Source organism: Paenibacillus sp. 2TAB26, from assembly GCF_052115145.1.
Lineage (GTDB): Bacteria > Bacillota > Bacilli > Paenibacillales > Paenibacillaceae > Pristimantibacillus.
In genome coordinates this window covers 30,088-43,360 of the sequence record NZ_JBFRGC010000018.1, presented here as the reverse complement: position 1 = coordinate 43,360, position 13,273 = coordinate 30,088, and the positions used below count along the sequence as shown (strand labels likewise).

Below are 13,273 nucleotides of genomic sequence, written 5' to 3'. Positions count from 1 at the left end.
TTAATCAATTCGATCCATATAATAATGTATTGCTAGAACAACTAGATTTGTTACCAGCTAAATAATAGGGTTAGAAGGAGGGGAAAGCATGACTGCTACAAGAGCAAGGAAGGTAAAACAAAGCAGCAAAAGATTGATCTGCAAAGAGGTTGTCTGCAAGCGGCCTGTTAGCAAGAAATTGATCTGTAAGCCAGTGAGAAGACGCAAATCCGCGTTCAGAGCTGTTTCTGGAATCGATCAGAATCTTCTTGATGGTACAACTGCCAAAGTTCTTTATCAAGTGGAAGAACTGGATCTCAACAATGAATACAACCCGGCAAACTCAACTTTTCGTCCAAAACAAAAAGGCGTTTACGCTCTTTTTGCAAGTGTTTTCTTTCAAACGGTTACGGTCACAACCTATACGCTTGATTTGGAGATAAGAGTAAACGGCGTGCCAAGAATTTCAGATCAAGAAGATTTTACAAATACAAGCGGCATTATTGAGGCCAGCGGTCTTGTACAATTGCAGGCTCGTGATCGAGTACAGGTTTTTGCCACCGTTTTGAATAAGAATGTTCAAATCCAGAGCGGTTTAGCTACTCGTTTTGAAGGAGCAAGAATAAACTAAAAAAGTGCCTGGAGGTTTCCTCTAGGCACTTTTTTACAATCTTAGCTAGAGTGAAGTGATTTCCTTCACGGATCGACGAATAATCAGCTCCGCCGGCAAAACGATTTTTTTCCATGGCAGCGCGGCTTCACGCTCTTGTATGCGGTCAACTAGCATTTGCATGCCCATGTAGCCGAACTGATAAGCCTGCTGAGCGGCTACGGTAAGGAATGGTTCTACTTCTGAATAAGGTCCCAGATCATCAAAGCAAACGATGGACATATTGTCAGGAACGCTCATTCCGCGTTCACGGAACAGTCGTAAAATTTCTACAGCAAGCACATTGTTGCCCGCAACGATAGCCGTTGGAGGAGGGGAGAGCTGATCGAACCACTGCCCCATTTCGGTCAAATCGTTTAAAGGACCAAAGCTGGTCTCAAATACATATTTCTCTTTATAGTCCAGGTCATTGAGCTTCATGCCATCTTGATAGCCTTGCAGCCTTAATCTCGCACTGGAGATGGAGGAAGAACCATTCACCATCGCTATTGTGCGATGCCCTTGTGAGGCTAGATGCTCAACAAGCCTTCTTGCACCGTCTCTGCTGTCACCAAGCACGATATCACAATCAATGCCCGGCACCTCACGGTCAAGCAGCACAAATGGCACATTATGCTTGCGCAGCGAATTCAAATGAGGAAGAGAGGGATCGCCAGCAGGAGCGACAAGAACGCCGTCAACGCGAGTCGTTAAGATGGTCGTCACATAATCGGCTTCTTTTTCCAGATTTTCGTCGCTGTTTCCAAACAGCAGACGATAACCCGAACGTTTGGCAGCATCTTCCGCGCCGCGTGCGAGTGTCGTATAGAAAGGGTTCATAATATCCGTTATAAGCAGGAATAGCAGCTTCGTTTGCTGGAGTACGAGGCTTCGCGCCGTTTGATTCGGAACATAACCCAGCTCCTCCATAACACGAGTTACCTTCGTTCTCGTTTTTTCGCTTATTTTACCAGTGTTATTGATAACTCTGGAGACGGTCATAGCGGAGACGCCTGCCTTAGCGGCTACATCATATATCGTTACCATTTCGTAATCCCCTTATGGATAAATCGTAGATTCTATCATACAAAAAAGTAGTCATTGACAGCAAGCCTTATTGTTGTTATTTTAATGTTATCGGTAACATTATTATAACATAATGGAGGTTTTAATATGACAGATACTAGCTTTCGTTTTCAATCAGGGTTTCCAAAGATAGGTATTCGACCAACAATTGACGGAAGAAGAAAAGGCGTTCGAGAATCATTGGAAGAACAAACCATGAACATGGCAATCGCGACTGCTAAGCTTTTATCGGACAATTTGCGTTATCCAAACGGCGAACCGGTCGAATGTGTCATCGCTGACAGCTGTATTGGCGGAGTAGCTGAAGCAGCAGCATGTGCGCAAAAATTTGCAACCTCTGGCGTAGGGGTATCGATAACGGTAACGCCTTGCTGGTGCTACGGCACGGAAACGATGGATATGGATGCAAGCATTCCGAAGGCGGTATGGGGCTTTAATGGGACAGAACGCCCAGGCGCGGTGTATCTGGCAGCTGTACTATCGGGTTACGCGCAAAAAGGGCTTCCGGCTTTCGGTATCTATGGTGAGCATGTTCAAGATTCTGGCGATACTTCCGTTCCGTTTGATGTTAAAGATAAACTGATTGGATTTGCAAAAGCAGGCCTGGCGGTTGCTTATATGCGCGGTAAATCGTATTTGTCGATGGGTTCTGTATCTATGGGTATCGCCGGTTCAATCGTAAATGACGCTTTCTTCCAAGAATATCTTGGCATGCGTACCGAGTACATCGATATGACTGAATTTGTACGCCGTATGGAAGAGAACATATATGATACAGCGGAGTTTGAGAAAGCGCTTACCTGGGTGAAGGAGAACTGTATCGAAGGAGCGGATAACAATGCTGCGGATATCCAGACGTCAAGAGAGCGTAAAGATGAGGACTGGGAAACAGTTGTGAAAATGACGCAAATCGCCCGTGATCTGATGATTGGCAACCCTGAGCTTGCCAAACTTGGCTTCGGCGAGGAAGCTGGCGGCCGTAACGCGATCGTAGCTGGATTCCAAGGGCAGCGGCAGTGGACGGATCATTTTCCAAACGGTGATTTCATGGAATCCATACTTAATTCATCCTTCGATTGGAACGGCATAAGGGCGCCTTATATGGTAGCTACGGAAAATGACAGCTTGAATGGCGTGGTTATGCTCTTCGGATATTTGCTTACGAATACCGCTCAAATTTTTGCCGATGTCCGTACGTATTGGAGCCCAGAATCTGTGGAGCGAGTCACGGGACACAAGCTGGCGGGTGCAGCTGAGAACGGTTTGCTCCATCTGATCAACTCCGGTTCAGCAACGCTTGACGGTACAGGAGAGCAGACGAAGGATGGCGAACCGGTCATGAAGCCGTTCTGGGAAATATCGGAGGAAGAAGCGCAAAAATGTTTGGATGCTACGTCATGGCGGCCAGCTTCGGTCGAATATTTCCGCGGAGGCGGTTACTCCTCTGATTTCTTAACGCGCGGGGGCATGCCGATGACAATGTCTCGCATTAATTTGGTGAAGGGCATTGGCCCTGTACTACAAATTGCAGAAGGTTATTCGGTAGAATTGCCGCAGGATGTCCATGACACACTCGACAAACGTACCGATTCGACTTGGCCGACAACATGGTTTGCACCAATTTTGACGGGTGAAGGGGCTTTCGGTTCCGTTTATGAGGTAATGGATAATTGGGGTGCAAATCACGGCTCTATCAGCTATGGACACATCGGCGCTGATTTAATTACGCTCGCTTCGATGCTACGGATTCCGGTTAATATGCATAACGTTTCGAGAGAACGTGTATTCCGCCCAAGAGCATGGGGATTGTTCGGTACGGCGAATCCAGAGAATGCCGATTACCTAGCTTGTCAAAATTTCGGGCCTATCTACAAATAAATCGGAGGTTTTACAATGAGTAGCACGGACATTCGCAACGAGCTATGCAAATATGCTCGCAAAACAGTAACGAACAAGCTGGTTGTAGGGCCAGGCGGCAATATTAGCGCGAAGTTTGAAGGCAAAATGTATCTTTCGCCAAGCGGATTTGCTCTTGATGAGGTTGAGCCGCATCAATGGGTCGAGGTAGATATTGAGACTGGGGAAATAACAGATATCGGTCTTCGTCCATCATCTGAGGTTCTGATGCATCTATATGCCTATCGTGCTAATCCGGATATTGGAGCAATCGTTCATACGCATCCGCCATATTGCATTGCATTCACTTTAGTTGAGCAGGAGCTTCCAATTATGTTTCCAGATCAAGCAGCGCTCGTTGGCAAGACGGTGTACGTTCCCTATGTGCTTCCGACGACGGATAAGCTCGCTGATGCATACGTAGCGAAAGTAAATGAAGCAAGCTCAGTACTGCTTGGCAACCATGGCTTAGTAACGTCTGGTCGCAATTTACGCGAGGCTTACTATCGTACGGAGGTCGTTGAAGAAAGCACAAAAATTTATTTGATTGCCAAGGCGATTCGTGAGCCTAAGGTGTTGACGACAGAAGAGTTCGAAGAGATCGCATCGCTGGAGAGCGAAGCTTACCGCATTGAATTACTGCAAAAGATGAAGTGATTCGATGCCCATTCGTGAAGCGCCAGCTTTAGTTAAAGGAGGCTTTAAGCATGACGAAGCTTGCGACTGTGCTCGCGTTTGATTTGGGCGCAAGCAGCGGCAGGGCGTTAATCGGCGAGCTGCTGCATGATAAGGCAAGCGGTCAGCGCTCGCTGAAGGTGACGGAAATTCATCGTTTTCCGAATCAACCGGTGGCTGTACACGGTCATTTGCACTGGGATATTTTACGCCTGCTGCAGGAGCTGAAGTTTGCCATTCGCAAAGCCTTTCAAGAAGGCTACGCTCCGCAAACGTTCGGCATTGATACATGGGGCGTAGACTTTGGGCTGCTCGATGATAATGGCGAGCTGCTAGGCAATCCATATCATTACCGTGATTCGCAAACAGATGGAATAGTAGAAGAGCTGCTCGAACGGTTTGGCAAAGACCGGTTATATGAGCAGGGCGGCTTGCAATTTATGCCCTTTAATACGATAAACCAGCTGTATGCGATGAAGAAAGCGGCATCGCCGAAGCTTGCGGCAGCTAGAACGCTGCTGCTAACGCCTGATTTGCTTGCTTATTTCTTAACAGGCGTGAAGGTGTGCGAGTTTACGATGGCGACGACTACGCAGCTATACAAGCCTAAAGAACAGCAATGGAATATAGAGTTAATGGATGAGCTGGGCATTCCGAATCGGTTGTTTCTTGATCCGATTCATCCGGGTACGAAGATTGGGCAATTAACGGCAGAGGTTTGCGCCGAGCTGGATGTCCCTCCGATTACAGCCGTTGCTGTTGGAACGCATGATACCGAATCAGCGGTTGCAGCTGTTCCTGCGGATGGTGAATCGGGCTTTGCATATCTAGTTTGCGGAACATGGTCGCTGCTTGGGACCGAGCTTGCAGGTCCAAACGTCTCAAGAGAAGCGCAAGATCTTGATTTCTCTAATGAAGGAGGCGCTCAGGGAACCTATCAGCTGCTCAAAAACATTATGGGACTTTGGATATTACAAGAGTGCAAACGGGAATGGGAGGAGCAGGGGAACGATTGGACGTTTGCAGAAATCGTGACGCAAGCCGAAGCCGCTGAGCCTTTCCGCAGCTTTATCCATCCCGACGATCCGATGTTTTTTGCACCTTCCGGCATGATCGGGCGCATACAAGCTTATTGCGAACAAACGTCCCAGAAGGTTCCGCAGTCTATAGGAGAAATTACACGCTGCATTTTGGAGAGCTTGGCCTTAAGGTATCGGCAGGCGCTGGCTCAAATGGAAGAATTGACGAAGCAGCGTTTTGATGGCTTGCATATGGTTGGCGGTGGCATTCAGAATAGGCTGCTTTGCCGCCTAACGGCTAATGCGATTGCCCGTCCGGTTTGGACGGGACCAGTAGAAGCAAGTGCGATTGGCAATATGCTCATGCAGCTCGTCGCGCTGGGCGAATGCGGCAATCTTCAAGAAGCAAGGAAGCTTGTAGCAGCATCGTTTAAGGTAGAGGAATTTGCTCCTGAGCAGCAGAATGAGTGGGATTATGCGTTCGAAGCTTATGAGCGTGTTGCTAGAGTCATATAACTCATATGGTTATATCGATACCGGGAGGAGGAGGTTAGCATGCTGATTGGGATATCGAAACTGATTTCTCCAGAGCTGCTGAAGGTGCTCAGCGAAATGGGACATAGCGACGAAATCGTGATTGCCGACGGTAACTTTCCGGCGGCAAGTCATGCCAAGCGGCTCATTCGTGCGGATGGGCATGATGTACCGGCGCTGCTTGACGCTATTTTGCAGCTGTTCCCTTTAGATCAATATGTTGAGAAGCCAGCAGCACTTATGCAGGTGGTTCCGGGTGATACGGTTGAAACCCCAATTTGGGAGCAATACCGCTCGATTATCGAGCAGCGTACCGGTCTATTGGAGCCATTTGAGCAGGTCGAACGTTTTGCATTTTATGAGCGTGCGAAGCAGGCTTATGCGGTAATCGCTACAGGCGAGAGTGCGCTTTATGCCAATCTTATTTTGAAAAAGGGCGTTATTTAAGAATAGCTGACTAATTATGCATCATATTATGGCTTTATATTTGGAGGCTGCCTTCACGGTTAAATACCGAGGGCAGCCTCTTTCTATCTCTAGAACTAGACAGCAAGCCAGCCATCTACTATGATTTGTATATGAAACCGCTCTCATAAAAATATCCTATTTTGTCGGCAGGAGGAAAATAGGTTGCGCAAATCGATAATTGTTAGCTTGTTTGCAGTGTGCTTGGTCATCTTGTTTTTTACGTTAACCTCCATGGTTAAAGTGTTCTCCTCCGAATTGATTGAACCGGCATTGACGGCAGAGCAGCATAATAGCTACCGCCTTGTCCTCATAACGAGGGAGCTAGATACCCCTTTTTGGGCGAAGGTGGAACGAGGCGCTAAAGCTGCAGCAGAGCAAAATGGTGCAAGTCTTGAGGTGTGGGGGACATATGGCACAAATCGGGATGATTTTCTGAAAAATATTGAGGTTGCGATTGCTTCTAAAGTAGATGGAATCATCGTGCAGGGGCTTGATACAGACGAATTTAAAAGTTTAACAAAGGTGAAGGCGGCAAGTAGAGGTATCCCCGTCATAACCGTAGCGAACGATGTGCCGATGAACGAGAGTTTGCGCAGAACGTATGTAGGCTCGGATCATTTGGAAGCGGGGAGCATGATCGCGCGGCAGATGGTGTCGGATATGGGCTTTGTGGGCAAAGTGGTTTTGATGGTGTCGGATCGTCAGGAATACTTCCAAAGAACGCGCTTAACGGGCATATTGAATGTACTGAACTCGTACCCAAAGATTATAACCAAGATTGTAGCTGCAGGAGATTCCCGTGAGGATGTGGCGGCGGCAACAAATGAACTGCTTAATGAGGAACCGGATGCGGATGCGTTCATCGCCGTTTCGGCGAATCATGCGGGTTCGATTATTCAGGAGATTAGCAAGCGAATGCGAGTGGACAACTTTTTTATCTATTCGTTCGATGATTCACCAGAGACGCTTACTTTGATGCAGCAAGGAAAGATAGATGCCTTAATTGCGCAATCACCAGAGGCGATGGGCGAGGAAAGCGTCGCTCTCATGATCAAATGGCTGACAGGCGAGCAGGTTCCGCTAAACCCTGACGGTTATTTCACAGATATTCGTGTCATGCGGGCGGAGGATGCCAAATGAACAGCATTCAGCGTAAAATATTGACGATGTCTTTAATTGTGCTGTTTATAATGGTTACGATTTGGATGGTGCTCACCTACTATAATCAGAAGACGCAGGAGCAATACAATGATATTTTGCAGCGTTACTTGCGCATGAATGAGGTGACTGATCGCAGTCATCAGACGATTACGGCATTAAATGATTATTTGCAGAAGCCAACAGCACTTAAGCAGCAGACGCTGAATCAAAGCAAGGAAAACATAATGATGGCAAAGCAGCAAACGATAAGCCTTCGAAATAAGGATAATACGTTTACGCTGACGAGCTTCATCAATATGATTGATAGCTTGGTGGCGTCGGCGGATTTGTCAGTCATGTTTTTGGAGCAAGGCAATGGGGAGCAATCAGCTGAGAAATTTGAGGAAGCGACCCGCATCGACAAATACATAGCAGAAACCACAGTAACGCTCATCGACAAGGAAGTACGGACGTACGATGCTTTTTACCGCGGCATTATCGAACAAAGCGCGGAGCTGAAGCGGCTTGGCATATGGCTGCTTTCACTAATCACGATTATGCTGCTGCTGTTTACTTATTGGTTTTCGCTTAGCATTACAAGACCTATCCAGAAGTTGACGATAGCTGTAAAAGAATTATCGCGCGGCAGATTCGATAAGCCTATAGCAGTACACTCCAACGATGAAATTTCATTCCTCGCCAAAACCTTTGATCGCATGCGGATCAATATTAACAATCTCATCTCCGAGATTCAGCAGAAGGCACAGCTCGAAAGCGAGCTTCAGCAGAATAAGCTGCTCCTGAAGGAAAGCCAGCTTATTAGCCTCCAAAGCCAGATTAACCCTCACTTCTTATTCAACACCTTAGATATTTTATCCAAAAAAGCATACCTAGACGGCTCGGAGGAAACGAGCGATCTGATTGCCAACGTTGCAGGCTTGCTTCGTTATAATTTGCGCCGGCTAGACCGGGCAGTCACACTTGAGGAAGAGCTGTCTGTCATATTGAAATACATCGAAATTCAAAGCGCGCGTTTTACAGATCGGCTTAGATTTGTACTGGAGGTGGATGAGAGCTGCCTGCAGCTGCTGCTGCCTTGCTTGACGCTTCAGCCCATTATCGAAAATGCAGTCATCCATGCAGTTGAGCCGCTTGAGGATGGAGGAACGATTTCACTTCGCATCTATGAGAAGGATAATCTTGTTCTTATTGAAATTGAGGATGACGGCACAGGCATGACGGCGGAGAAGGCCAATCATATTTTGACAGAAGGCGGAAATGCGGATGGTGTAGGCCATTCAACGGGGATCGGCTTCAGCAACGTAGTGAAACGGCTGCGGTTGTTTGTTGGTGACGACGACGTTATTGAAATAAGAAGTGCGCCGCAAGAGGGCACGAAAGTAACGATAAAAATGCCAATCGTAGGGAGTGCAGCTGAGCATGCTGAAATTGTTAATCGTTGACGATGAGCAAGTAGAACGGGAAGGCTTGCAGGCTATTTTGCAAAAAGGTTTTCCTTCTTGTCAATTTATGCAAGCAAGAAATGGGGCTAGAGCCATCGAGACGGCAAGCGAGTGGCAGCCTGATCTTATATTGATGGATATCAAAATGCCCGGCGTTAACGGCATCGAAGCAATCGAGAAAATCTCGGTTTTTCTGCCTTCGGCCAAATTTATTATGGTCACTGCGTATGACACGTTTGACTATGCAAGGCAGGCTATTAAGCTTGGGGTTAAGGATTATTTGCTAAAGCCAAGCAAGGCAAGTGAAATCACAACAACGATTGGCAAGGTCATAGAGGAGATTATGCGTGAAAAAAGCGAGATTGCGATTAGGCAATACGAGGAGGAAGCGCTGAGGAAAGTGATGCCTATTGTCGAATCAGATGTCGTGACACAGCTGCTCTTCGACCATGTGCATGATGTCCATATCGACGATATGCTGAGGCTGCTTGGCAGAGAGCGGACAAGCGAGGCATTTGTTATGCTCGTCATGCTGCCAATCAATGCAACGTCAGAAGTGCTCTATGGCCAGATTAAAGCAAGGGTGAGACAAGCTGGAAGCGGCTGGGTAGGCGCGATGTCTGCGCGGCAAATTCCAATTGTCATTTTTCGAGATGCCGGTAAAACCTATCGTGCTCAAGCAGCCTCGCTTGTCCAGCAGTTTTTACTGCTGCGGCAGCGCGAAGTTGGCGGAGATTTATTTGTTGGAATCGGAGATTCCTATAAGGGGTTAGAAAACGTGAAGTTGTCATATCAAGAGGCTTTGCTTGCAACGGCCAACGCCTCGCTGCCGGCGAAACATCAATTTTATGGTGAAATTGAATCGCGTAGTCCCTTTGCGGGCGGGTATCAAGATAAACAGACTGAGAAACAATTTGTTGATCATATTCGATTAGGGAAATGGGATATTGTACGCAGGATGGTGATGGAGCTAATCGTCGTCCATGATCAGCATCATGCTTCCTTGGAGCAATCTGCCCAATGGGTGCTGGAGCGATTGTGGATTATAGCCCGTGTCGCAGAGGAGATGGGGATCGAAGTGGAGAAGCCGTTATTTTCGTTCCAAGTGACGCAGTATCAGCAGCTGCGTACAGAAACGGAAAGCTTGCTTACTAAGCTGATCGAAGGCATCGTCACTCATCAGAGCAGAGTACAGCCGGATGCGGCTTTGCAAATGAAGCAGTATATCATTGAACATTCAGAGAAGGATATATCGCTGGAGCTGATGGCGCAGCGATTTGGTTTAAGCCCTTTTTATATGAGCAAAATGTTCAAGGATCAGGAAGGCATGAATTATATCGATTTTTTAACCGAATGTAGAATTGAAAAGGGCAAGAAGCTGATGGCTGATCCCGATCGAAGCTTAAAGGAAATTACTTATGAGATTGGCTATAACGATCCTAATTATTTCAGCAAGGTGTTCAAGAAGGTATGCGGAGTATCGCCGACCGATTACCGCAGAGCCATCCTTGGCAAAAGAGCCTAAGCAGGGCTGTTCGCCTTAAAAAAATGCAGACGATAGCAAAAGAGTACTGGAAGATGGCGGCTCTCTGCTTCCAGCGCGATGTTATATTAGAAATGTAAGCATTTACATTTTTTTATAAAAGGGAGCGAAGAAAATGGGGAAACGGTTTACAAGAGGTGGAGTTGTATCGCTTGTACTAGCTCTAATCATCGTAATTTCGGCATGCTCTAGCGGCAATGGAAACAATGGGAACGCGGGGTCCAAGTCAACCGATAAAGAAGCAACAACAAAAACGAACAACGTAAAATCAGGCGATGACAAAATTGTAATTGGCCTTTCACTCGATACGCTGCAAGAGGAACGCTGGCAGCGCGACCGTGATTTGTTCATCGCAGCAGCCGAGGCGCTTGGCGCTAAGGTAGAGGTGCAAGCAGCAAACAGCGATGACGCGAAGCAAATTTCTCAGGCAGAAAACTTAATAAGCCAAGGCGTAGATGTGCTGGTCGTCGTCCCTCATAATGCAGAAGCAACGGCAGCGATTGTAGAAAAGGCTCATGCGGCCGGTATTAAAGTGCTTGCTTATGATCGTTTAATCAAAAACTCTGATTTGGATCTATACATCTCCTTCGATAATGAAAAGGTAGGCGAAATGCAGGCTGAGGCGATTATTAAATTGGCTCCAAAAGGGAAATTCGTATACATCGGCGGTGCCGAGACGGATAATAACGCCCATTTATTTAAAAAAGGCGCATTTAATATTTTGCAGCCGCTCATCGACAGCGGTGACATCCAAATCGTATTCGATCAATGGACGAAGGATTGGAACCCAGCTAACGCGCTGGCTAATATGGAGAATGCGTTAACTGCTAATGATAACAAAATCGATGCTGTAGTCGCAGCGAATGATGGTACAGCAGGCGGTGTTATTCAAGCGCTTGCAGCGCAAGGGCTTGATGGAAAAATTCCTGTTTCTGGTCAAGATGCCGAGCTTGCGGCAGCACAGCGTATCGTTGAAGGAACACAAACGATGACGGTATACAAACCAATTAAGGATTTGGCTGAGAAAGCGGCCGACCTTGCAGTGAAGATGGCCAAAGGCGAGGATGTAGGCGCTGATAAAACAGTTAACAATGGTAAAATCGATGTGCCGTCCGTGCTGCTTAATCCGGTAGCTGTAGACAAAACGAACATGGATGCTACCGTCATTGCAGACGGCTTCCATTCCAAGGACGATGTTTACAAAAACGTGAAGTAGCTGCTTGACCAGGTAAAGGGGAAGAAGCGGGGTGCCAAGACGCTCTTCCCCTCTTTGCCATTTACGGAGGTGAGGAAGGAATGACGGCGGCATTAGAAATGCGTAATATTACGAAGCAATTTCCTGGCGTTAAAGCGCTGAGCGATGTGACCTTTTCGGTGAAAAAAGGAGAGGTGCATGCACTGTGTGGTGAGAACGGAGCAGGAAAGTCGACGCTCATGAAGGTATTGAGCGGTCTATACCCGCATGGCACCTACGATGGGCAAATACTCATTAACGGTGAAGAGAAGCGCTTCGATAAAATAAAGGATGCGGAAGAAGCGGGCATTGCAATCATTTATCAGGAGCTTGCTCTAGTGAAGGATTTATCGATTGGCGAAAATTTATTTCTCGGCAAAGAACCGGCGGTATTCGGAATTATTAACTGGGAGCGCGTATTCAAGGAGAGCGAGCGGTGGCTGAAGGAAGTCGGCCTTCTGGATGTGAATCCAGAGCAATTGATCGGCGGCCTTGGCATCGGCAAGCAGCAGCAAATTGAAATTGCAAAGGCATTGTCCAAGAAGGCGAATATTCTTATTCTCGATGAACCTACAGCTGCTTTAACGGAGCAGGAAGTTGATATATTGCTTAATATATTGCGTGAATTTAAAAAACGCGGCGTTACTTGCATTTACATTTCACATAAGCTTAACGAGGTGTTTGCGATTGCAGATACCGTTACGGTACTGCGGGATGGTCTGGCGGTTGGCACATACGACGTGTCAGATGTGAATGAGGATAAAGTCATTTCACTGATGGTTGGACGCGAGCTCAAGGAGCGATTCCCGCGGGTGGAAGCAAAGCCCGGTGCAGTCATGCTTAAGGTGACGGATTATACGGTTATGAATCCGGAGCGGCAAGGTAAAAAAGTAATCGATCATTTGAGCTTTGAGGTGCGCAAAGGTGAAATATTAGGCATTGCCGGGTTGATGGGAGCGGGGCGAACGGAGCTGGTCATGAGCTTATTCGGTTCTTATCCAGGTCAAAGCAACGGATTGGTTGAGATCGACGGGAAACCTGTAAAGATTAAGCATACGCGGCATGCTATAAAAGCTGGTCTGGCGCTCGTATCGGAGGATCGAAAAAAGTATGGGCTTGTTCTTGGCATGGATATTAAAAGCAATGTCAGTCTAGCAAGCCTTGCAGCTATATCCTCAGGCGGGGTGCTTCGCCCTAATGAGGAAATTGCGGCAGGCAATCAATATTTGAACTCTTTACGAGTGAAAGCGAATTCAGTGGAGACGATTGTAGGAACTTTAAGCGGCGGCAATCAGCAGAAGGTCGTACTCGGCAAATGGCTGATGACGAATCCGAAAATTTTAATTTTGGACGAACCGACGCGGGGCATCGATGTGGGCGCCAAATTTGAAATTTATAATATTATGAACGAATTGCTTATGCAGGGCGTGTCCATCATTATGATATCCTCCGAACTCCCAGAGCTGCTAGGCATGAGCCACAGAATTATCGTCATCGCAGAAGGAAAACAGACAGGTGAGTTTAAGGCAGAGGAAGCAACACAAGAGATGATTATGACGGCTGCTACGGGAGGAAAAGGACGATGAG

The 13,273-nt window shown here is 47.1% G+C and carries 11 protein-coding genes; 10 read left to right on the top strand and 1 reads right to left on the bottom strand.

Annotation, left to right across the window (positions count from 1 at the left end; all coding sequences use genetic code 11):
- Nucleotides 1–88: 88 nt before the first annotated feature.
- On the top strand, nt 89–610 hold the full coding sequence (locus tag AB4Z50_RS20720; RefSeq protein ID WP_441881545.1) for an ABC transporter permease: 522 nt from the start codon (nt 89–91) through the stop codon (nt 608–610).
- Between the two features lie 45 nt (nt 611–655).
- Here AB4Z50_RS20720 and AB4Z50_RS20715 read toward each other — a convergent pair whose 3' ends face one another.
- Entirely contained in the window at nt 656–1,675 is a 1,020-nt protein-coding gene (locus AB4Z50_RS20715) for a LacI family DNA-binding transcriptional regulator (RefSeq protein ID WP_441881542.1), read from the bottom strand.
- A 126-nt stretch (nt 1,676–1,801) separates the two neighbouring features.
- Here AB4Z50_RS20715 and AB4Z50_RS20710 point away from each other — a divergent pair, with 126 nt between their 5' ends.
- The 9 genes from AB4Z50_RS20710 to AB4Z50_RS20670 all read left to right on the top strand — a co-directional run bounded on the left by AB4Z50_RS20710 (nt 1,802) and on the right by AB4Z50_RS20670 (nt 13,272).
- Nucleotides 1,802–3,592 (top strand): L-fucose isomerase, encoded by a 1,791-nt coding sequence (locus AB4Z50_RS20710; protein WP_441881539.1) that lies wholly within the window; start codon nt 1,802–1,804, stop codon nt 3,590–3,592.
- 15 nt (nt 3,593–3,607) lie between these two features.
- Entirely contained in the window at nt 3,608–4,267 is a 660-nt protein-coding gene (locus tag AB4Z50_RS20705; RefSeq protein WP_339203676.1) for a class II aldolase/adducin family protein, read from the top strand.
- Between the two features lie 50 nt (nt 4,268–4,317).
- Complete coding sequence (locus AB4Z50_RS20700; RefSeq protein WP_441881536.1) at nt 4,318–5,820, top strand: rhamnulokinase; 1,503 nt, start codon at nt 4,318–4,320, stop codon at nt 5,818–5,820.
- A gap of 39 nt (nt 5,821–5,859) precedes the next feature.
- A complete protein-coding gene (gene fucU / locus AB4Z50_RS20695; protein ID WP_441881533.1) occupies nt 5,860–6,285 on the top strand; it encodes an L-fucose mutarotase in 426 nt (141 codons plus the stop codon).
- A gap of 183 nt (nt 6,286–6,468) precedes the next feature.
- Entirely contained in the window at nt 6,469–7,446 is a 978-nt protein-coding gene (locus tag AB4Z50_RS20690; RefSeq protein WP_441881530.1) for a substrate-binding domain-containing protein, read from the top strand.
- On the top strand, nt 7,443–8,909 hold the full coding sequence (locus AB4Z50_RS20685) for a sensor histidine kinase (RefSeq protein WP_441881527.1): 1,467 nt from the start codon (nt 7,443–7,445) through the stop codon (nt 8,907–8,909). Before AB4Z50_RS20690 ends, AB4Z50_RS20685 begins: the two co-directional genes overlap by 4 nt.
- A complete protein-coding gene (locus AB4Z50_RS20680) occupies nt 8,887–10,434 on the top strand; it encodes a response regulator (protein WP_441881524.1) in 1,548 nt (515 codons plus the stop codon). Before AB4Z50_RS20685 ends, AB4Z50_RS20680 begins: the two co-directional genes overlap by 23 nt.
- A gap of 133 nt (nt 10,435–10,567) precedes the next feature.
- Nucleotides 10,568–11,668: a D-xylose ABC transporter substrate-binding protein gene (xylF, locus tag AB4Z50_RS20675; RefSeq protein ID WP_441881521.1), complete on the top strand. Its 1,101-nt coding sequence runs from the start codon at nt 10,568–10,570 to the stop codon at nt 11,666–11,668.
- Between the two features lie 80 nt (nt 11,669–11,748).
- Nucleotides 11,749–13,272: a xylose ABC transporter ATP-binding protein gene (locus AB4Z50_RS20670; protein WP_441881518.1), complete on the top strand. Its 1,524-nt coding sequence runs from the start codon at nt 11,749–11,751 to the stop codon at nt 13,270–13,272.
- The last annotated feature ends 1 nt before the right edge of the window (nt 13,273 follow it).

Excerpts from the sequence above, each read along its gene's own strand:
- AB4Z50_RS20720 (WP_441881545.1), top strand. The coding sequence starts at position 89 with ATGACTGCTACAAGAGCAAGGAAGGTAAAACAAAGCAGCAAAAGATTG.
- AB4Z50_RS20715 (WP_441881542.1), bottom strand. The coding sequence starts at position 1,675 with ATGGTAACGATATATGATGTAGCCGCTAAGGCAGGCGTCTCCGCTATG.
- AB4Z50_RS20670 (WP_441881518.1), top strand. The coding sequence starts at position 11,749 with ATGACGGCGGCATTAGAAATGCGTAATATTACGAAGCAATTTCCTGGC.
- fucU (WP_441881533.1), top strand. The coding sequence starts at position 5,860 with ATGCTGATTGGGATATCGAAACTGATTTCTCCAGAGCTGCTGAAGGTG.
- xylF (WP_441881521.1), top strand. The coding sequence starts at position 10,568 with ATGGGGAAACGGTTTACAAGAGGTGGAGTTGTATCGCTTGTACTAGCT.
- AB4Z50_RS20685 (WP_441881527.1), top strand. The coding sequence starts at position 7,443 with ATGAACAGCATTCAGCGTAAAATATTGACGATGTCTTTAATTGTGCTG.
- AB4Z50_RS20705 (WP_339203676.1), top strand. The coding sequence starts at position 3,608 with ATGAGTAGCACGGACATTCGCAACGAGCTATGCAAATATGCTCGCAAA.
- AB4Z50_RS20700 (WP_441881536.1), top strand. The coding sequence starts at position 4,318 with ATGACGAAGCTTGCGACTGTGCTCGCGTTTGATTTGGGCGCAAGCAGC.
- AB4Z50_RS20710 (WP_441881539.1), top strand. The coding sequence starts at position 1,802 with ATGACAGATACTAGCTTTCGTTTTCAATCAGGGTTTCCAAAGATAGGT.
- AB4Z50_RS20680 (WP_441881524.1), top strand. The coding sequence starts at position 8,887 with ATGCTGAAATTGTTAATCGTTGACGATGAGCAAGTAGAACGGGAAGGC.